The sequence below is a fragment of the Micromonospora sp. H33 genome, assembly GCF_052068455.1.
Lineage (GTDB): Bacteria > Actinomycetota > Actinomycetes > Mycobacteriales > Micromonosporaceae > Micromonospora.
This window is the reverse complement of the sequence record NZ_JBQHDE010000002.1, coordinates 350,396-369,255: the sequence shown is the minus strand read 5'-3', so window position 1 is coordinate 369,255 and position 18,860 is coordinate 350,396. Positions and strand designations below refer to the sequence as shown.

At 72.3% G+C, this 18,860-nt stretch carries 21 protein-coding genes; 11 read left to right on the top strand and 10 right to left on the bottom strand.

Translation table 11 applies throughout. The features are described 5' to 3' along the window. Positions 1-100 precede the first annotated feature (100 nt). The 5 genes from ACTMS0_RS07305 to ACTMS0_RS07285 all read left to right on the top strand — a co-directional run bounded on the left by ACTMS0_RS07305 (position 101) and on the right by ACTMS0_RS07285 (position 5,623). Positions 101-1,858 carry a DEDD exonuclease domain-containing protein gene (locus ACTMS0_RS07305; RefSeq protein WP_441154330.1) on the top strand — a complete coding sequence of 586 codons (1,758 nt, stop codon included), beginning with the start codon at positions 101-103 and terminating at the stop codon, positions 1,856-1,858. A gap of 129 nt (positions 1,859-1,987) precedes the next feature. Next, the gene (locus tag ACTMS0_RS07300) at positions 1,988-3,775 is read left to right on the top strand and encodes a RelA/SpoT family protein (protein ID WP_441154677.1); all 1,788 of its coding nucleotides are present in this window, start codon (positions 1,988-1,990) and stop codon (positions 3,773-3,775) included. A 53-nt stretch (positions 3,776-3,828) separates the two neighbouring features. Then, complete coding sequence (locus tag ACTMS0_RS07295) at positions 3,829-4,371, top strand: NUDIX hydrolase (protein ID WP_441154329.1); 543 nt, start codon at positions 3,829-3,831, stop codon at positions 4,369-4,371. A gap of 74 nt (positions 4,372-4,445) precedes the next feature. Then, positions 4,446-5,339 carry a nucleotidyltransferase family protein gene (locus tag ACTMS0_RS07290; RefSeq protein WP_441154676.1) on the top strand — a complete coding sequence of 298 codons (894 nt, stop codon included), beginning with the start codon at positions 4,446-4,448 and terminating at the stop codon, positions 5,337-5,339. Next, the gene (locus ACTMS0_RS07285; protein WP_168001853.1) at positions 5,336-5,623 is read left to right on the top strand and encodes an Lrp/AsnC family transcriptional regulator; all 288 of its coding nucleotides are present in this window, start codon (positions 5,336-5,338) and stop codon (positions 5,621-5,623) included. Before ACTMS0_RS07290 ends, ACTMS0_RS07285 begins: the two co-directional genes overlap by 4 nt. A gap of 87 nt (positions 5,624-5,710) precedes the next feature. Here ACTMS0_RS07285 and ACTMS0_RS07280 read toward each other — a convergent pair whose 3' ends face one another. The 5 genes from ACTMS0_RS07280 to ctaE all read right to left on the bottom strand — a co-directional run bounded on the left by ACTMS0_RS07280 (position 5,711) and on the right by ctaE (position 10,795). Beyond that, positions 5,711-6,373 carry a DUF4142 domain-containing protein gene (locus tag ACTMS0_RS07280; RefSeq protein ID WP_441154328.1) on the bottom strand — a complete coding sequence of 221 codons (663 nt, stop codon included), beginning with the start codon at positions 6,371-6,373 and terminating at the stop codon, positions 5,711-5,713. 137 nt (positions 6,374-6,510) lie between these two features. Further along, on the bottom strand, positions 6,511-8,133 hold the full coding sequence (gene qcrB, locus ACTMS0_RS07275; RefSeq protein WP_441154327.1) for a cytochrome bc1 complex cytochrome b subunit: 1,623 nt from the start codon (positions 8,131-8,133) through the stop codon (positions 6,511-6,513). Further along, positions 8,130-9,218 (bottom strand): cytochrome bc1 complex Rieske iron-sulfur subunit, encoded by a 1,089-nt coding sequence (qcrA, locus tag ACTMS0_RS07270; protein ID WP_441154326.1) that lies wholly within the window; start codon positions 9,216-9,218, stop codon positions 8,130-8,132. The genes qcrB and qcrA overlap by 4 nt, the downstream gene beginning before the upstream one ends. Before the next feature lie 67 nt (positions 9,219-9,285). After that, the gene (gene qcrC, locus ACTMS0_RS07265) at positions 9,286-10,122 is read right to left on the bottom strand and encodes a cytochrome bc1 complex diheme cytochrome c subunit (protein ID WP_441154325.1); all 837 of its coding nucleotides are present in this window, start codon (positions 10,120-10,122) and stop codon (positions 9,286-9,288) included. 73 nt (positions 10,123-10,195) lie between these two features. Continuing rightward, positions 10,196-10,795: an aa3-type cytochrome oxidase subunit III gene (gene ctaE, locus ACTMS0_RS07260; protein ID WP_441154324.1), complete on the bottom strand. Its 600-nt coding sequence runs from the start codon at positions 10,793-10,795 to the stop codon at positions 10,196-10,198. Between the two features lie 108 nt (positions 10,796-10,903). Here ctaE and ACTMS0_RS07255 point away from each other — a divergent pair, with 108 nt between their 5' ends. The 4 genes from ACTMS0_RS07255 to ACTMS0_RS07240 all read left to right on the top strand — a co-directional run bounded on the left by ACTMS0_RS07255 (position 10,904) and on the right by ACTMS0_RS07240 (position 13,982). After that, entirely contained in the window at positions 10,904-11,848 is a 945-nt protein-coding gene (locus tag ACTMS0_RS07255; protein WP_441154323.1) for a cytochrome c oxidase assembly protein, read from the top strand. A gap of 175 nt (positions 11,849-12,023) precedes the next feature. Then, positions 12,024-12,419, top strand: coding sequence for a hypothetical protein (locus ACTMS0_RS07250; protein WP_441154322.1), 396 nt, complete (start codon positions 12,024-12,026; stop codon positions 12,417-12,419). 82 nt (positions 12,420-12,501) lie between these two features. Next, positions 12,502-13,548, top strand: coding sequence for an anthranilate phosphoribosyltransferase (trpD, locus tag ACTMS0_RS07245; RefSeq protein ID WP_441154321.1), 1,047 nt, complete (start codon positions 12,502-12,504; stop codon positions 13,546-13,548). 227 nt (positions 13,549-13,775) lie between these two features. After that, positions 13,776-13,982 (top strand): hypothetical protein, encoded by a 207-nt coding sequence (locus ACTMS0_RS07240; RefSeq protein WP_441154320.1) that lies wholly within the window; start codon positions 13,776-13,778, stop codon positions 13,980-13,982. A 112-nt stretch (positions 13,983-14,094) separates the two neighbouring features. On the opposite strand, the gene ACTMS0_RS07235 is transcribed toward ACTMS0_RS07240, so the two are convergent. Continuing rightward, a complete protein-coding gene (locus ACTMS0_RS07235) occupies positions 14,095-14,523 on the bottom strand; it encodes a cytochrome c oxidase subunit 4 (RefSeq protein WP_441154319.1) in 429 nt (142 codons plus the stop codon). A gap of 10 nt (positions 14,524-14,533) precedes the next feature. Next, positions 14,534-15,505, bottom strand: coding sequence for an aa3-type cytochrome oxidase subunit II (gene ctaC / locus ACTMS0_RS07230; RefSeq protein WP_441154318.1), 972 nt, complete (start codon positions 15,503-15,505; stop codon positions 14,534-14,536). A gap of 195 nt (positions 15,506-15,700) precedes the next feature. Between ctaC and ACTMS0_RS07225 the strand changes: the two genes are divergently transcribed. Both ACTMS0_RS07225 and ACTMS0_RS07220 read left to right on the top strand, forming a co-directional pair. Then, a complete protein-coding gene (locus ACTMS0_RS07225; RefSeq protein ID WP_441154317.1) occupies positions 15,701-16,852 on the top strand; it encodes a cysteine desulfurase family protein in 1,152 nt (383 codons plus the stop codon). Then, the gene (locus tag ACTMS0_RS07220) at positions 16,849-17,082 is read left to right on the top strand and encodes a sulfurtransferase TusA family protein (RefSeq protein ID WP_441154316.1); all 234 of its coding nucleotides are present in this window, start codon (positions 16,849-16,851) and stop codon (positions 17,080-17,082) included. The genes ACTMS0_RS07225 and ACTMS0_RS07220 overlap by 4 nt, the downstream gene beginning before the upstream one ends. A gap of 6 nt (positions 17,083-17,088) precedes the next feature. On the opposite strand, the gene ACTMS0_RS07215 is transcribed toward ACTMS0_RS07220, so the two are convergent. The 3 genes from ACTMS0_RS07215 to erpA form a co-directional block, all read right to left on the bottom strand. Next, entirely contained in the window at positions 17,089-17,256 is a 168-nt protein-coding gene (locus ACTMS0_RS07215; RefSeq protein ID WP_441154315.1) for a hypothetical protein, read from the bottom strand. Further along, on the bottom strand, positions 17,253-18,230 hold the full coding sequence (locus tag ACTMS0_RS07210) for a carbohydrate kinase family protein (protein ID WP_441154314.1): 978 nt from the start codon (positions 18,228-18,230) through the stop codon (positions 17,253-17,255). The genes ACTMS0_RS07215 and ACTMS0_RS07210 overlap by 4 nt, the downstream gene beginning before the upstream one ends. Before the next feature lie 165 nt (positions 18,231-18,395). Continuing rightward, positions 18,396-18,764 (bottom strand): iron-sulfur cluster insertion protein ErpA, encoded by a 369-nt coding sequence (gene erpA, locus ACTMS0_RS07205; protein ID WP_441154313.1) that lies wholly within the window; start codon positions 18,762-18,764, stop codon positions 18,396-18,398. Positions 18,765-18,860 lie beyond the last annotated feature (96 nt).

Here is an 18,860-nt window from a genome sequence, read left to right as displayed (position 1 = left end):
TTCCCCGGACGTGGGGGCACCCGCGCACCGCCCGGGGCGGCGGTGGCCGGTGGTGCCGGTGGTGCCGGAGTGTCGGACCGGGCCGCTAGCGTGCCCGCCGATGGCCCAACAGGAGTACGTCCAGGAGTCGCTCGCCGGTCTCGACCCGACCCTCGGTGGCGTCGACCCGGAGCTGCCGCTCCACGCGACCACGTTCGTCGTGGTCGACCTGGAGACCACCGGCGGCGCGCCGGACGGCGGCGGGATCACCGAGATCGGCGCGGTGAAGGTCCGCGGCGGCGAGGAGCTGGGGGTGCTCGCCACCCTCGTCAACCCCGGCGTGCCGATCCCGCCCTTCATCACCGTGCTCACCGGCATCACGCAGGCGATGCTGCTGCCGGCCCCGCCGATCGAGCAGGTCCTGCCGAGCTTCCTGGAGTTCCTCTCCACCGACGCGGTCCTGGTCGCCCACAACGCCCCGTACGACGTCGGCTTCCTCAAGGCCGCCTGCGCCGCCCACGGCTACCGGTGGCCCAACCCCCGCGTGCTGGACACCGCCGCGCTGGCCCGGCGGGTCCTGACCCGGGACGAGGTGCCCAACCGCAAGCTCGGCACCCTGTCGGCGTACTTCCGCACGGCCACCCAGCCGACGCACCGCGCGCTGGACGACGCGAAGGCCACCGTCGACGTGCTGCACGGGCTGATCGCCCGCCTGGGCGGCCACCGGGTGCACACGATCGGCGACGCGATCGAGTTCGCCCGCGCGGTCACGCCGACCCAGCGCCGCAAGCGGCACCTCGCCGAGGGGTTGCCCAAGGCGCCGGGGGTCTACATCTTCCGGGCCGCCGACGACCGCCCGCTCTACGTCGGCACCTCGGTCGACATCGCCACCCGGGTCCGCAGCTACTTCACGGCCGCGGAGAAGCGGGCCCGCATCTCGGAGATGCTCGCCGCCGCCGAGCGGGTGGAGGCGGTGGAGTGCGCCCACTCGCTGGAGGCGGAGGTGCGGGAGCTGCGGCTGATCGGCGCGCACGCCCCGCCGTACAACCGGCGGTCGAAGTTCCCTGAGCGGGTGGTCTGGCTGAAGCTCACCGACGAGCCGTACCCCCGGTTGTCGGTGGTCCGCAACCTCGCCCCCGGCGACGAGGCGTACCTCGGACCGTTCACGTCCCGCCGGGCCGCGGAGCTGGCCGCGGCGGGCTTCCACGACGCCGTGCCGCTGCGGCAGTGCACGCACCGGCTCTCGCTGCGGACCGTGACGCCGGCCTGCGCGCTGGCGGAGCTGGGCCGGTGCGCGGCGCCCTGCGAGCACCGGATCACCCCCGAGGAGTACGCGGCCCGCGCGGCCACGCCGTTCCGCACCGCCACCGCCAGCGACCCGCAGGTGGTGGTCGACGCCCTGCTCGCCCGGATCGAGGCGCTGTCCCGGGCGCAACGCTACGAGGAGGCCGCCGTGGTGCGGTCCCGGCTGGCCGCGGTGCTGCGCGCCGCGGTGCGCATGCAGCGGCTCGCCGCGCTCACCGGCATCGCCGAGCTGGCCGCCGCCCGGCCGGCCGCGCGCGGGGGCTGGGAGCTGGCGCTGGTCCGGCACGGGCGGCTCGCCGGCGCCGGCGTGTCACCGCCCGGCGTCCATCCGCGACCGACGATCGCCGCGATCCGGGCCACCGCCGAGACCGTCCTGCCCGGCCACGGGCCGGTCCCCCGTGCCTCCGCCGAGGAGACCGAACGCATCCTGTCCTGGTTGGAGCGTCCGGAGACCCGGCTGGTCGAGATCTCCTCCGGCTGGGCGTCCCCGGTGGCCGGTGCGGGCCGCTTCCGGCGCCTGTTGACCAAGGCCGAGTGCGCGGCGTCCCACCAACTCTCGACCGAAAGCTCATGACCAAGTGACCGATCGGACGACGTCGGCTCCCTTACGCTGTTAAGGAAGTGCAGTCCTGCCCGTTTCGTGGGCCTGCTCCCGGTTGCCGGGGTCCGGCGGCCGTGGGGCCGGGGTGAGGAGGTGTCCCACGTGGACGTCGACGCCGGACACGGCGCCGCCCTGGGGGGCGCGCTTCCGACCCAGCCGGGCGACCTGCCGCTGACCCGCCGTCTGCGTTCGCTGCTGACCTGGCCCACCGCCGAGACCGACCCGGTCGGCCACCTGGTCCGCACCCACCGGAACATCCACTCCGGCACCGACCCGTCGGTGCTGCGCCGGGCGTACACCATCGCGGAGACCATGCACCGGGGGCAGTTCCGCAAGAGCGGTGAGCCGTACATCACCCACCCCCTCGCGGTCGCCCAGATCTGCGCCGACCTCGGCATGGACACCACCACCCTGGTCGCGGCGCTGCTGCACGACACCGTCGAGGACACCCGCTACACCCTCCAGGCGCTCGCCGACGACTTCGGGCCGGAGGTCGCCCACCTCGTCGACGGGGTGACGAAGTTCGACAAGGCGTTCTACGGCCAGGCCGCCGAGGCGGAGACGATCCGCAAGATGATCGTCGCGGCCGGCAAGGACGTCCGGGTGCTCATCATCAAGTTGGCCGACCGCCTGCACAACATGCGCACCCTCGGGGTCCGCTCGGCCGCGTCCCGCGAGCGGATCGCCCGCAAGACGCAGGAGGTGCTCGTCCCGCTCTGCGACCGGCTGGGCATCCAGACCCTCAAGCGCGAGTTGGACGACGTGGTGCTGCTGCACCTGGAGCCGGAGGAGCACGCCCGGATCGCCCGCCACGTGCACGACCGGCCGGGCTGGGACGCGTACCTCGAGGACGTCGTCGCCCGGGCGAAGACGGCGCTGCGCCGTAGCCGGGTCGACGCCGAGGTGACTCCCCGCCCGCGGCACCTGTACTCGATCTGGAAGGACACGGTCGCGGGCGGCCACGCCGCGCCGTACGACCTGCCCCGCATCGCGGTCATCGTGGACGGTCCGGCCACCGACTGCTACGCGGCGCTCGGCGCCATCCACGGCGTGTGGCGCCCGGTGCCCGGCCGTTTCAAGGACTACATCGCCTCCCCGAAGAACAACCTGTACCGGTCCCTGCACACCAGCGTCTGCGGCCCGAAGGACCACACGGTGGAGGTGCTGATCCGCACCGCGGAGATGCACCGCTCGGCCGAGTACGGCATCGCCGCGAGCTACCGCTTCCCCCACGGTGCCGGTACCGCCGCCCGGGCCGAGCAGTTGGACTGGCTGCGCCGGGTGCTGGACTGGGAACAGGAGACCGCCGACCCGGCGCAGTTCCTGGAGTCGCTGCGCTGCGACCTCGCCGAGTCGCAGATCCAGGTCTTCGCCGACGGACGGCAGGTGGTGCTGCCGGCCGGAGCCACCCCGGTCGACCTGGCGTACGAGCTGGGCACCGAGCACGGTGACCACTGCCTGGCCGCCCGGATCAACGGCCGGCTCGCCCCGCTCTCGTCCTGCCTGGAGGACGGCGACGTGGTGGAGATCTTCACCGAGACGGACGCGGCCAACGGCTACGACGCCGACGCCGCCCCGCGCGGCCCCCGCAAGGAGTGGCTCGGCTTCGTCAAGTCGCCCCACGCGCAGATGCAGATCAACCGGTGGTTCGCCGACCACACCGAGCCCGGCATCTCGATCACCGACAAGGTCCGGCTCGGCCGGGCCACGATCGGCCTGGCCCTGCGCGGGCACAACCGCGGCCTCGCCAGCGACCTGCCCCTGCTGCGGCTCGCCGAGGAACTGGGCTACCCCGACCTGGAGACGCTGCTGGTCGCGGTGTTCGACCGGGTCATCGAGCCGGACACGGTGGTCCAGCAGCTCATCGACCTGGTCGACCACCGGCAGTGACCGGTCCCGCCCCGGACCGTCCTAAGGTTCCGCACGCGCACTAGCCTGGACCCATGATCCCCCGTTCGCGTGTCACCGGACGCGCCGTCGCGTACCAGGTCTTCTACCGGCTGCCGTTGCCGATGCGGCGCCGCCTGGTCCGGCTGGCCGTGCCGAAGTACATCGTCGGCGCGGTCACCCTGGTCCGCGACGCCGAGGCCGAGGGGGCGGGCCGGCTGCTGCTGCTGCGCCAGCCGCCCGGCAACGGCTGGACACTGCCGGGAGGACTGCTCGAAAAGCGGGAGGCGCCGGTGGTCGGCGCGGCCCGCGAGCTGTACGAGGAGACCGGCATCCGCCTGTCGCCCCGCGCGCTGCGCCCGGCGGTGCCGAACGCGATCGTCCACGACAAGGGCTGGGTGGACGTGGTGTTCACCGCCGAGGTGCCGTCCTCGACCACCACCTTCACGGTCGACGGCGCGGAGGTCTTCGAGGCCGCCTGGCACCCGCTTGACGACCTGCCCCAGCTGACCTGGCCGACGGCACGCCTGCTCGCCTACTACGACATCGGGCCGCTGGCCGGGCAGTTCCCGCCACCGGTGCCCGACGTCCGGCCGTGACCGCGCCGAGTGGGCCTTCGTTCGCGACTGCGGGACTCGCCGGCCCGGCTCATTCCTCGCGCTCACCGACCGGAATCTGCGCGGTGGTCCTCGCCGCGGGCGAGGGCACCCGGCTGCGGCCGTTGACCGAGCGGGTGCCGAAGGCGCTCTGCCCGGTGGGGAACGTGCCGTTGCTCGACCGGGCGCTCGCCCGCCTGGCCGGGCTCGGCCTGACCGGCCCGGCGCGGGTGGCGGTCAACGCCAGCTACCTCGCCGGCCAGGTGGTCCGCCACGTCGGCCACCGGGCCCACCTCTCGGTGGAGCCGGACGGCCCGCTCGGCACCGCCGGGGGCGTGGCGAAGCTGCGGGACTGGATCGACGGGCGGGGCGTCCTGGTGGGCAACGCCGACGCGTACCTCGCCGATCCGGCCCGCACGCCCGGGCCGGACATCGCCGCGCTGCTGCACGACTGGGACGGCGAGACCGTACGCCTGCTCGGCCAGCCCGCCCCGGACCCGGCCGCGCCCGGCACCTTCGACGGCCGCGCCTTCACCGGGTTCTCGCTGCTGCCCTGGCGGCGGGTCCGGGAGCTGCCGGTGGAGTTCGGCGACCTGGTCCGGACGGTGTGGCGGCCCGCCGAGGCGGCCGGCGAACTCAGCGTCGTCCCCTACGCCGGCACGTTCTACGACACCGGAACCCCGGCGGACTACCTCGCCGCCAACCTGCACGCGGCGGGCGGCGGAACGCTCGTCGACCCCGGCGCCGTCGTGACCGGCCGGTGCCGTGAGGCGGTCGTCGGCGCGGGCGCGGTCGTGCGCGGCGACGTCACCCGCGCCGTGGTCTGGCCCGGCGCCACGGTGCACTCCGGCGAGCACCTGCGGGACGCGATCCGTGCGGGCACCGACCTCACGGTCGGCGTCGGCCAGCCGCCCCGTCCGGGAGCATCTAGCATGAGCGACGACGCCGACGAACGGAGAACCGTCCCGTGATCACCGCGATCGTGCTGATCGACTGCGCCACCGACTCGATCCCCGAGGTGGCCGAGGCCCTGGCCGCTCTGCCCGGCGTCAGTGAGGTCTACTCGGTGGCCGGGCACGTCGACCTGATCGCGATGGTCCGGGTACGCGAGTTCGAGCAGATCGCCCAGGTCATCGCCGGGAGCATCTCGAAGGTGCCGGGCGTGCTCAACACGGAGTCCCACATCGCGTTCCGCGCGTACTCCCAGCACGACCTGGAGGAGGCGTTCGCGATCGGCCTGGCGGGCGCCGACTGACACGGACGCCGGGCCGGCGCGGCCCGACGCGACGCACACGGCCGGCCCACCCGGAGGTGGACCGGCCGTCGTGCTGCGTACCGAAGGTCAGCTCTCGCCCGGAGCCGGCGTCTCGGTGCCGCCCGGTGCCGGCGACTCGGTGGTGCCGCCCGGAGCCGGGGTCTCGGTGCCGGGCCCCGGGGTACCACCCGGGCTCGGCGTACCAGTGCCGGTGGCCTGCGGGACCGGGATACCCAGCTGCTCAGCCAGCCTGACCAGTTCGTCGTAGTGCGCCTGCAGGGTCGGCAAGGCGGTCTGCGCCAGCTGGACCACCGTCTGCTCGGAGCCCTGCGAGATCTCCGTCTGGGTGGCCTGGATGGCCTGGACGTGGCCGGCCAGCTGGCTGGTCACCCAGAGCCGGTCGAACTCCTCGCCGCTGGCGTTGTTCAGCCGGTCGATCACGTCCTGCTGGTCCGCCGTGGGCTCGTCCGGCAGCTCCACACCGAGCTGGCCGGCGATGTCCTGGACCGACTCGTCCAGCTGGGTGTGGTCCGTCTTGAACATCTCACCCAGGTTCTTGACCTGCTCGTTCTGGCCCTTCTCCTGGGCCAGCTCACCCGCGGTGATCTCGAACAGGTTCACCTGGTGGATCGCCTGCACGTACTGGGTGTCCTGTTGTGATGGCTGCACCGCGGCCCGGGCGGCCGCGGCGGGTGCGATACCCACCAGCACCAGCGCGGCCAACAGGCCCAGGCGCTTGATTCCCAACATGCCTTCCCCCCCTTGAGACGTTGGACCCCACGGATACCCGGCTGGCCCGGGTTATTCCTCCGTCTCCGCCCGTGGGAGAAACGCCGTGGCGCCCGCCGGACGAATCCGGCGGGCGCCACGTGACGGTGCAGGGTGGGTCAGCGGCGTTCGCCGCTGCCGATCTCCTCCCGCTCTCCGCGGGGTTCGACCGGCGGGTGCCCCGGCGAGACCGGCGCCTCGGCGGGCTTCTCGATCGGGTAGAAGAAGCCCCGGATGGCCGGGCCGAGGGCACCGAGCCGGTTCATCTTCTTCGGGACGACCCAGCCGGCGTACTCCAGCGCGCCGTGCCCGTCGTGGTCGGCCGGGCTGAGCGGCTGGTGGACCTCGACGAACCGGCCGTCCGGCAGGCGCCGGATGATGCCGGTCTCGACACCGTGGGCGAGAACCTCCCGGTCGTGCTGCTGGAGGCCCAGGCAGATCCGGTAGGTCACGTAGTACGCGAGCGGGGGCACGACCAGCAGACCGATCCGGCCGGCCCAGGTCATCGCGTTCAGGCTGATCAGGAACTTGTCGGCGATGACGTCGTTGGCGCCGGACAGGGTCAGCACCACGTAGAACGAGACGGCCATCGCGCCCACCGCGGTGCGGGCCGGAACGTCCCGGGGCCGCTGGAGCAGGTTGTGGCTCTTGCGGTCCTTGAGGTGCCGGGCCTCCAGGAACGGGTAGAGCGTCGACAGGCCCACCAGGATGCCCGGCAGGACGACCGTCGGCCAGAACAGCGGCGGGATCACGTACCCGTCGCCGATCGGGATGGTGACCTCCCAGGCGGGCATGAGCCGGGTGGAGCCGTCGAGGAACATGACGTACCAGTCCGGCTGGCTGGCGGCCGAGACCACCCACGCCTCGTACGGGCCGAACAGCCAGATCGGGTTGATCTGGAACAGACCGCCCATCAGCGCGATCACGCCGAAGACGACCATGAAGAAGCCGCCCTGCTTCAGCGCGTACCGCGGGAACATCCGCTCGCCGACCACGTTGCCGTTGGTCCGGCCGGGGCCCGGCCACTGGGTGTGCTTCTGCTTGAAGACCAGGCCCAGGTGCACGCTGATCAGCGCGATCAGCAGGCCCGGGATGAGCAGCACGTGCGCGATGTAGAAGCGGCTGATGATGATCGTGCCGGGGAACTCACCGCCGAAGATCGACGAGGTGAGCCAGGAGCCGATCACCGGAATCGACAGCATGATCGCCGAGGCGATCCGCAGGCCGGTGCCGGAGAGGCCGTCGTCGGGCAGCGAGTAGCCGGTGAAGCCGGCGAGGAAGCCGACCCAGAACAGCAGCGAGCCGATGATCCAGTTGGTCTCCCGCGGCTTGCGGAACGCGCCGGTGAAGAAGACCCGCAGCATGTGCACCACGATCGCGGCCATGAACAGCAGGGCCGACCAGTGGTGCATCTGCCGCATGATCAGGCCGCCGCGGACATCGAACGAAATGTCCAGGCTGGAGGCGTACGCGGCCGACATCGGCGTGCCCCGCAGCGGGGCGTAGCTGCCGTTGTAGACGACCTCGGTCATCCCCGGCTCGAAGAAGAAGGTCAGGAAGACACCGGTCAGCAGCAGGACGATGAACGAGAAGAGCGCGATCTCGCCCAGCAGGAAGGACCAGTGGTCCGGGAAGACCTTGTTCAGCAGCCGACGCAGCGGGGTGGCCACCTGGAACCGGTCGTCCACCCCCCGGGCGGTGTTGCCCGGGACGGCTGCCATGTCAAACTTTCGCCGCTTCACGGCCGCTCCCAGAAGTCGGGCCCGACGGTCTCGGTGTAGTCGGACGTCGCCACGAAGTAGCCCTCGGCGTCGACGTCGATCGGCAGCTGCGGCAGCCGCCGGCTGGCCGGGCCGAAGATGGGCTTCGCGTTGTCGGTGATTAGGAACTGCGACTGGTGGCACGGGCAGAGCAGCCGGTTGGTCTGCTGCTCGTAGAGGCTGGCGGGGCAGCCCGCGTGCGTGCAGATCTTCGAGTAGGCGGCGTAGTTGCCCCACATGTAGTCGCCGTGGCCGATCCGCTCGTTGGCGCGCCGGGCCTCCTGCGCGTCGGAGTCACGCAGGTGGATCAGCAGCGTCGGCGAGTCGGCGTGGCGGTTGCTCACACCGTGGTCGATCCCCGGGAACACGGTGATCTGACCGCCGGAGCTGATGTCGGCCGGGCGGACCGGGCGGCCGTCCTCACGGACGAGCCGGACCTTCTGGCCGCCCTCGGTCGGGGCGAAGCCGGTGGTGAACATCTGGTTGTTCTTGTGCGGGTCGGAGATCAGGCCACCGACCAGCGGTGCCGCGACCACCGCGCCGACCGGCGCGAGACCGGCCAGCAGCGAGATGCCGAGCAGCGGCCGGCGCTTCACGCCGAGCTCGTCGGCCATGTAGAGCATGGTCTGGCCGGTGATGGTGCGGTCGTCCTCGGAGACGGCGCCCTCGTGCCGGTCCTGGATCGAGACCTCCTTCGGCAGCAGCTTCTTGCCCCAGGTGAGGATGCCGAAGCCGATGCCGAGCAGCGCGATGCCCAGGGTGACGCCGAGCAGCGGCGTGTACCACTTGTCGCCGCCGCGGCCGGGCGCGTACTCCCACGGCCACCAGATGTAGATCACCAGGAAGGCGGTCGCCGCCAGGCCGGTCAGCAGGAACATCGACGCGACCGTACGGGTCAGCCGGCGCTCGGCCCTGCTGCCCGGGACGACCTGCGGCTCGTAGTGGACGATCTCGATGTCGTCCCGCCGCGCGCCCTCCTGCACGATCTCGAACCGGCTGAGCCGGGGGTCGTTCACGTCGAGCGGCTCCCGGGCCTGCTGGGCCTGGTGCTCGGTGTGGGTGGTCATGCCGTCACCTCGCTACGGACGGTGTCGACACGCGACACCAGCGCAATGTTACTCACGTTTCGTCCGGTCACGACTTGCCCGCGATCCACAGGCTGGCGAAGACCAGCGCGACGATGCCCACCAGGAAGATCGCCAGGCCCTCGGTGGAGGGACCGTACCGGCCGAGGTTGAAGCCGCCCGGGTCCTGGTCGTGCTTCAGGGTCTCCTGGATGTAGGCGATGATGTCCGCCTTCTGCTCCGGCGTGATCTGGTTGTCGCCGAAGACCGGCATGTTCTGCGGGCCGCTCAGCATGGCCGCGTAGATCTGGCGGTCGGTGGCCGGGCGCAGGCTCGGCGCGTACTTGCCCGAGGAGAGGGCGCCACCGCCACCCCCGAACGCGTGGCACTGCGAGCAGTTGATCCGGAACAGCTCGCCACCGGCGGCGATGTTCCCGTCCTCGTGGAGGTTCGCACCCTCCGGCACCACCGGGCCGCCGCCGAGTTCCTGGATGTACTGGGCGAGCTGGCGGGTCTGCTCGTCGGTGAAGAGCTCCGGCTTGCGCTGCGCCTGGGCCTCCTGACGGGCCATCGGCATGCGGCCGGTGCCGACCTGGAACTCGACCGAGGCGGCGCCGACGCCGATCAGGCTCGGGCCACGCCCCTCGACGCCCTGTGCGTTGCGACCGTGACAGGTCACACAGCTCACGTCGAACAGCGCCTTGCCCTCCGCGGCGGCGCCGGACAACGGCGGGTTGTCCTGCGCCTGCACGCCGGGGGCGAAGACGGTGTAGGCACCGCCGGCCAGCATGAGCGCGGCCAGCAGCCGGACCGCGGCACCCAGCCGGCGGCGGCCCCTGCTGCGCGCTGCGGGCCGCCCGCGCAGCCGCGCGAGCAGACCGCGTCGGCGGTCGTTGTCAGAAGTCATGACCTGTGTCCTTAACCGGTTGGACCTTGCCTGAGGGAGACGGAGCAGCGGCGCGGTTCGTGACGCGCCAAGATCACTGGAGCCAGTAGATCATGGCGTAGAGCCCGATCCACACGACGTCGACGAAGTGCCAGTAGTACGACACGACGATCGCCGCGGTGGCCTGTGCCGGCGTGAACCGGCCCATGGTGGTGCGGATCATGAAGACGATGAAGGCGACCAGACCGCCGGTCACGTGCAGGCCGTGGAAGCCGGTGGTCAGGTAGAACATCGACCCGTAACCGTCTCCGTTGATCTTGATGCCCTCGTGCACCAGCTCGCGGTACTCGTTGACCTGGCCGAGGACGAAGATCAGGCCCATCACGAAGGTGATCGTGAACCAGCGCCGCAGCGCGTGCACGTCGCCCTTTTCGGCGGCGAACACGCCGAGCTGGCAGGTCACCGACGAGAGCACCAGGATCACCGTGAACGTCGTCGCGTACGGGATGTTCAGGTGCGCGGTGTGCTCCGCCCACTGCTCCGGCGCCGCCGCGCGGATGGAGAAGTACATCGCGAACAGTGCCGCGAAGAACATGAGTTCACTGGAGAGCCACACGATCGTCCCGACGCTGACCATGTTGGGTCGGGTCAGGGAGTGGATCCGGCTCTTGTCAATGGCTGGGGCCGCAGTCACGCGGTCATTATTGCCCTTGACCGGGGCCCGCGATCAGCGGGGTGCCAAACCGGTGGTCCGGGCAGCCCGATCGGGGTGGTCCGGTTCGCCTGACCTAGGCTGAAAAGCGTGCTGCACGTCGATCCGATCTCCACCGCGACCTCGGTCGCCGCGCCGGCGGTGACCGCGGCCACCCCGCCGCCGTTCACCGTCACCTCGGTCTTCACCGAGACGCGGCTGGACAGCTGGCTCGCCGTCGGCCTGGTGCTCGCCGCCGGACTCTACCTCTACGGGGTGCACCGGCTGCGGGTCCGCGGCGACCGCTGGCCGGTCGCCCGCACGGTCTTCTTCCTCGGCCCGGGCCTCGGCGGCATCGCGGCGGTGACGGTCAGCGGGCTGCACGCGTACGACACGGCCCTGCTGTCGGTGCACATGGTCCAGCACATGGTGCTGTCGATGATCGCGCCGATCTTCCTCGCGCTCGGCGCGCCGATGACGCTCGCCCTGCGGACCCTGCCGATCCGCCCGCGCAAGCGGCTGCTGGCGATCGTGCACAGCCGGGTCGCCCGCGTCTACAGCTACCCGCTGGTCGCCTTCGCGATCTTCGTGGTGAACCCGTTCGCGCTCTACTTCACGGACCTGTACCGATACACGCTGGAACACGCGTGGGCGCACGAGCTGGTGCACGCGCACTTCATCCTGACCGGCTGCGTGTTCTTCTGGCCGCTGCTCGGCCTGGACCCGCTGCCGGCCCGCTGGCCGTACCCGGGCCGGGCCCTGCTGATGCTGCTGTCCGTGCCGTTCCACACCGTGCTCGGGCTCACGATCATGCAGTCGACCACGCTCTTCGGCGGCGACTGGTACCCGTCGCTCGGGCTGACCTGGTCGGACCCCTGGGAGGACCAGCTGATCGCCGGCGGCATCCTGTGGGCCGGCGGTGAGTTCGTCAGCGTCACCATGCTGGCCGTGCTGGTCGTGCAGTGGATGCGCCACGCGGAGCGGGAGGCCCGCCGGATCGACCGCGAGCTGGACCGCCAGGAGGCCCGCCAGCGCGCCGCGGAGGCCACGGCCTGAGCTGCGCCGACGGGTACGCCCCGGGCGGGGCGTCGCCTATCTCACACCGACCGGTACGATCAGCGGGCAGCTACGAGGTGGGAGCCAGTTCAGCCATGAGCGAGCGCAGCGAGCGAATCATCGGGCTCAGTGCAATGGTGCCTCATGACGGCACGGAGCGAAGCGGAGTGTCGGCATGAGCGATCGTGAGTGCACCGTCCTGCTCTACAGCGACGACCCGCAGGTCCGGGACCAGATGCGGCTCGCCGTCGGCACCCGGCCCGCACCCGGCCTGCAGATCGAGTTCGTCGAGGCGTCGACCTACGCCGAGTGCGTCCGCCTCGTCGACGACTACGAGATCCACCTGATGCTGCTCGACGGTGAGGCGACGCCCGGCGGCGGCATCGGCATCGCCCGCCAGATCAAGGACGACCGCGAGGACGCTCCCCCGACGTGCGTGGTGATCGCCCGCGCCGCCGACCGATGGCTCGCGGCGTACGCCGAGGTCGACGCCACCCTGGTGCACCCGCTCGACCCGGTGACCACCGGCACCACGGTGGCCGAGCTGCTGCGGACGCACGCCCCCGCCTGACGTCCCCCACTCCGGCACCACCTCGGCGCCGGACCCGCCGGCGCCGGTTCCCCATCCACCTGGACCGCTCGGGAGGCCCACCATGGGCGAACGGACCTGGCCGCACCTGCTCTCCGCGCTGCTGCGCGGCGAGGAACTCTCCACCGCCGACACCGCCTGGGCGATGGGCGAGATCATGTCCGGCTCCGCCGCCCCGGCGCAGATCGCCGGCTTCGCGGTGGCGCTGCGCGCCAAGGGCGAGACGGCCGCCGAGGTGGCCGGTCTGGTGGAGGCGATGCTGGGGCACGCGGTCCTGGTCCAGCTCCCCGAGGAGCTGCGGGCCGCCGCCCTCGACGTGGTGGGCACCGGCGGAGACCTCGCGCACACCGTGAACATCTCCACCATGGCCTCGCTGGTGGTCGCCGGCGCCGGCGTCCGCGTGGTCAAGCACGGCAACCGGGCCGCCTCCTCGTCCTGCGGCACGGCCGACGTTCTGGAGTACCTGGGGCTGCCGCTCGACCTCGGCCCGGAGGGCGTGGCCACCTGCGTCGCCGAGGCGGGCATCGGCTTCTGCTTCGCCGCCCGGTTCCACCCGGGCATGCGGCACGCCGGCCCGGTCCGGCGGGAGCTGGGCGTTCCGACCGCCTTCAACTTCCTCGGCCCGCTCACCAACCCGGCGCGACCCCGGGCCGCCGCGGTCGGCTGCTTCGACGCCCGGATGGCCCCGGTGATGGCCGACGTCTTCGCGGCGCGCGGTGACTCGGTGCTCCTCATGCGCGGCGAGGACGGGCTGGACGAGTTCACCACCGCCGCGCCGACCCGGGTCTGGGCGGCGCAGGGCGGCACGGTCCGGGAGTCCCTGCTCGACGCGACGGACCTGGGGGTGCCCCGGGCCACCCTGGCCGACCTGCGGGGCGGTGACGCCGCGTACAACGCCGGCGTGGTGCGCCGCCTGCTCGCCGGGGAGACCGGCCCGGTACGCGACGCCGTGCTGGTCAACGCGGCCGCCGCGCTGGCCACGCAGGGCCCGCTCGACGGGGACCTGACCGGGGCGCTGCGCGGCGGGATGGCCCGCGCCGCCGAGTCGATCGACTCGGGCGCCGCCGCCCGCACCCTCAACCGCTGGATCGAGGTCGCCCGCTCCCTCTGACGCCACCCTGCACGGCCCCTGGCTTCACCCCGCCCCCTGATCCACTCCGTGCCGGCGGCATCGCGGTATCCGAGGCACGCCGATGGGGCCAGGCCACGGGCATCGTGTCGATCATGACGGGGTGGACGGTGCGCGCGGGCGACTGTCGGGGGTGCGTGGAAAACTACAGGCGAGTAGTTCTCCGCCCCGGTCGCCCGTCGGCGGAGCCGCAGCGAGAGGAGCCGCCCGTGTCGACCCGCGAGATGCACTGCGACGTCTGTGAGGGCGTGCAGCCGTTCGAGGCCCCGTCCTGCGTCGACGGTCACGGCACCGACTGCCCCGAGCTGATCTGCACCGGCTGCGGCGCGGCCGTGCTCATCGCGACGTTCGCCTTCCGCGCCCCGCGCCTGGCCACCCGCCGCCGGCCGCCGGCCATCCACCTCCGGGCCGCCTGACCAGCACCGCAAGATCTGCGGAGGCGCCGCCGGGGTGCGGCGCGCGGTGCACACAACGGAGGCCCGCCTCCCCTCGGGGAAGCGGGCCTCCGCGTGCGTTACGGGTGGCGGCTCAGTGCTCGGCGGTGCGCCGGGTGCCGCTGTAGTACTCGAAGAGCAGGCCGCAGGCGGCGAAGACGACCGCCACGATCCCGACGCCCAGCAGCCAGAACTGCCAGAACACCAGGCCGAGGCCCGCGATCGACGCGGAGAGCGCCAGGCCGAACGGCCAGTAGCTGCCGGGGCTGAAGAAGCCGACCTCGCCCGCCCCCTCGAAGATCTCCGCGTCCGGCCGGTCCTCCGGACGCAGGTCGATCCGGCGGGACACGAACCAGAAGAAGCCACCGCACATCGCGCAGAGCAGGAAGCTCAGCAGCAGGCCGACGGTGCCGACCCACTCGACCCGGCCCGAGTCGGCGGCGGCGGTCCAACCGCCGTAGAGGAACGTGGCGAAGAGCAGGAATCCGGCGATGACGAGGAAGATGCGCCACTCGGTCTTCATACCTGCCCCCTCAGTTGCCCGCGCCGGCGGACGCGTTGGCCGGGTTGAAGTTCGCTTGCGTACGCCGGGTCTCGAACGGGAAGGTCTTGGTCGCGTACGGCTCCTCGCCGATGGCGGTCAGCGCCTCCTGCGTCGACCGTCCCTCCCGCTTCGCGGCGAGGAACTGGTCGTACTTCTCCGGCGAGACGACCCGCAGCTCGAAGTTCATGAAGGCGTGGTAGCTGCCGCACAGCTCGGCGCAGCGGCCGACGTACGCGCCCTCCTCGTCGAGCTTGGAGACCTCGAAGACGTTGCGGATCTTGCCGGGGAAGACGTCGCGCTTGAACAGCATCTCCGGCACCCAGAAGGAGTGGATGACGTCGCGGCTGGTCTCCTCGAACCGGATGGACCGGTCGGTCGGGAGCACGAGGACCGGGATGACCTCGCTGGTGCCGAGGACCGACGCGACCGTGTTGGCCTCCGGGCCCTGCCCGTCGCGGTAGTTGAACTGCCAGTTCCACTTGAAGGCGACCACCTCGACGGTGACGTCGGGGTTCTTCGTCGTCCTCACCACGTCCGTCTGCACGACCGCCGTGTAGTAGAAGAGCACGGAGACGATCAGGATCGGCGCGATGGTGTAGAGGAACTCCATCGGCATGTTGTAGCGGGTCTGCACCGGCAGCTCGTTGCCCCGCTTCCGGTAGCGCACCACGCACCAGAAGATCAGGCCCCACACGAACACGCCGACCGCGAGCGCCGCGATGCACGACGCGATCCACAGGTCGTACATCCGGTGCGCCTCGGGCGTGATGCCGCCCTGCGGCCACCCGAAGCCGGCGAACGTGCCACCGACGTCGCAGCCCGTGAGCAGGAGCAGCAGCGCCGCTCCGCCGAGACCGAGCCCGGCGAGCCGACCGGCACCCCGCGCCCGGCGCCCACCGGCTCCCGGGGAAGCGCTGCGTCGTACGGCCGACGGCCGTACCTCCGAACTCCTTGCGACCACCTGGTCCTGCCTCCCTAGCGCGCCGCGGTGTGTGTCTTGTCTGCCGGCTCCGCGGGGCGGAGCGACAGCACCGGCGGCAAAGGCGTCACCGACGGTCGCAGATTACTCGACCATGACGGGCTGGACCGTGTTGGGGTCGCTGTCCGCCCCCATCGGGGAGATCACGGGCCGGACGGCGCGATAGCGTGGGCTTCCGTGAGCGCTTCCCCGGTCTACCTGGACGCGGCGACCGCCGCGCCGCTGCACCCGGTCGCCCGGCAGGCGCTGCTGGCCGCGCTCGACGACGGCTGGGCCGACCCGGGACGCCTGTACACGCAGGCCCGCCGCGCCCGCCAACTGCTCGACGCCGCCCGCGAGGCCACCGCGGCCACGCTCGGTGTGCGAGCCGACGAGCTCTCCTTCACCCCCAGCGGTACGACCGCCGCGCACTCCGCCGTGCTCGGCGGCCTCACCGGCCGGCGCCGCGTCGGGTCGGAGTTCGTGCACTCGGCGATCGAGCACTCGGCGGTACTGCACGCCGCCGAGAGGCACGTGGCCGGCGGCGGTACCGCGACGTCCGTGCCGGTGGACCGGCTCGGCCGGGTCGACCTCGACGCCTGGTCGGAGGCGGTCCGCGCGCCCGGGGTGGCGCTCGCCGCGCTGATCGCCGCGAGCCACGAGGTCGGCACGGTGCAGCCGGTCGACGCGGCGGCCGACTCCTGCGCGGCGGCCGGGGTCCCGCTATACGTCGACGCCGCCCAGGTGGTGGGCCGCGGGTCCGTTCCGGCGGGTTGGTCCGTGCTGACCGCGAGCGCCCACAAGTGGGGCGGTCCACCCGGCGTCGGGCTGCTGGTCGTCCGCAAGGGCACCCGCTGGGAGTCGCCGTGGCCGGCGGACGAGCGCGAGTCGGGGCGTACCCCCGGGGTGTTGAATCTGCCGGCGGTCGTGGCGGCGGCGGCGAGCCTGCGCGCGGCGGCGGCCGACGCGGCGACGGAGGCCGCCCGGCTCGCGCCCCTGGTGGACCGCATCCGGGCGCGGGTGGCGGCGGAGGTGCCGGACGTCGAGGTGGTGGGCGATCCCGATCACCGACTCCCCCACCTGCTGACGTTCTCCTGCCTGTACGTCGACGGCGAGGCGTTGCTGCACGCGCTGGACCGACGCGGCTTCGCCGTCTCCTCCGGCTCCTCCTGCACGTCGTCGACGCTGCGCCCATCGCACGTGCTGGAGGCGATGGGGGTTCTGTCGCACGGCAACGTACGGGTCTCGCTGCACCGGGAGACGACCGAGGCGGACGTGGAGCGGTTCCTCGCGGAGCTGCCCGGGATCGTGGCGGGGCTGCGCGCCGAGGCGGGGGTGGTGGGGCTGTGACGATGCCGGAGGAGGTGCTCGACTGCCGCGGACAGCGCTGCCCGCTGCCGGTGATCGCGGTGGCTCGGCGCCTGCCCGACCTACCGGTCGGCACGGTGGTGCGGGTGCTGGCGGACGATCCGGCGGCGGCGGTGGACATCCCGGCCTGGTGCCGCATGCGCGGCCAGGAGTTCGTCGGCAGGCTCGACGGCCCGGACGGCCCGGCGTACGACGTCCGCCGCCGCCACTGACCGTCGTCAGCCCGGGTAGGTCAGGATGCCGCCGAGGAGGCCCTGCCGGGCCGGCGCCCGTTGCACCGGGGCGACCGGCAGGACCGGCGCGGGCAGGGCCGCGCCCAGCCGGGCCGCCAGGGTGGTCTTCCCCACCCCGGGCAGCCCGGCGAACGCGACCAGAACGCGCGTCACGGCAGGAGGTGCGGCCGTACGTCCTCGGCGGCCTCGTCGCCGTACGACTCGGCGAGGCGCTTGACGAACAGGTCACGGCGGACCTGGTACTCCTGGGTGCCGACGGTCTCCAGCACCAGCGTGGCGAGCAGCGACCCGACCTGGGCGGCCCGCTCCAGCCCGAGGCCCCAGGACAGCGCGGTGAAGAAGCCGGCCCGGAACGCGTCGCCGACGCCGGTGGGGTCGACCGCGTGGATCTCCCGGGCGATCGGCACGTGGATCGGGTCGATGCCGCGACCGGCGATCTCCACGCCGTGCTTGCCCAGCGTGGTGACCCGCACCTTCACCATGTCGAGCAACTGCTCGTCGCTGAGCCCGGCCTTGCTCTGCAGCAGCGACTTCTCGTAGTCGTTGGTCATCAGGTAGTCCGCGCCCTCGATCAGCGCGACGACGTCCTCGCCGGGCATCCGGGCGAGCTGCTGGGAGGGGTCGGCCGCGAAGGCGTACCCCCGCTCGCGGCACTCGGCGGAGTGCCGCAGCATGGCCTCCGGGTCGTTGGCGCCGACCAGCACCAGGTCGAGGCCGTCCAGGCGGTGGGCGACCGGCTCGAGCTCGATGTTGCGCGCCTCGCTCATCGCCCCCGCGTAGAAGGACGCGATCTGGCACATGTCGGTGTCGGTGGTGCAGACGAAGCGGGCGGTGTGCGCGACCTCGCTCACGTGCACCGAGTCGCAGTCGACGCCGTGCCGCTCCAGCCAGGACCGGTAGTCGGCGAAATCGGCGCCGACCGCGCCGACCAGGACCGGGCGCAGGCCGAGCTGCCCCATGCCGAAGGCGATGTTGGCGGCCACCCCGCCGCGGCGCAGCACGAGGTCGTCCACCAGGAAGGAGAGCGACACCTTGTGCAGCTGGTCGGCGATGAACTGGTCGGCGAACCGACCGGGGAAGCTCATCAGGTGGTCGGTGGCGATCGAGCCCGTCACGGCGATCTTCATGTCAACCCTCGGGGGTCGGGAGCAGGGCGCCGGTCAGCCTACCGTTCCGTCCACCGCGAGGTGACCGGTCGGTCGGGCACCGGCCACCTCCCGCACAGGGCGCGGACACACGACGGCGGGGCCGTCCCCCTCGTCATCGAGGGACGGCCCCGCCGTCGGGAAGGCTCAGCTGAACGAGTCGCCGCAGGCGCAGGAGCTGCCCGCGTTCGGGTTGTCGATCGTGAAGCCCTGGGCGTCGATCCGGTCGGCGAAGTCGATGGTGGCGCCGGCCAGGTAGGGGGCGCTCATCCGGTCGACGACGACCTCGACGCCGCCGAAGTCGGTGACGACGTCGCCGTCGAGCGACCGCTCGTCGAAGAACAGCTGGTACCGCAGGCCGGAGCAGCCGCCCGGCTGCACCGCGACGCGGAGCCGCAGGTCGTCACGGCCCTCCTGCTCGATCAGAGCCTTGACCTTCTGCGCCGCGACGTCGGTGAGGATGACGGTCGTGGGGGCCTTGGCCTCGGTCGACTCGGTCTGCGCTGGCGTGGTCACGTGGAATTCTCCCTGCACGCGTACGGTGTGGTCGTCCTGGCCAACGTCGCCCGCCGGTCAGCGATTCCCACTGTGGTCCGGTTTCCGATTGTATGC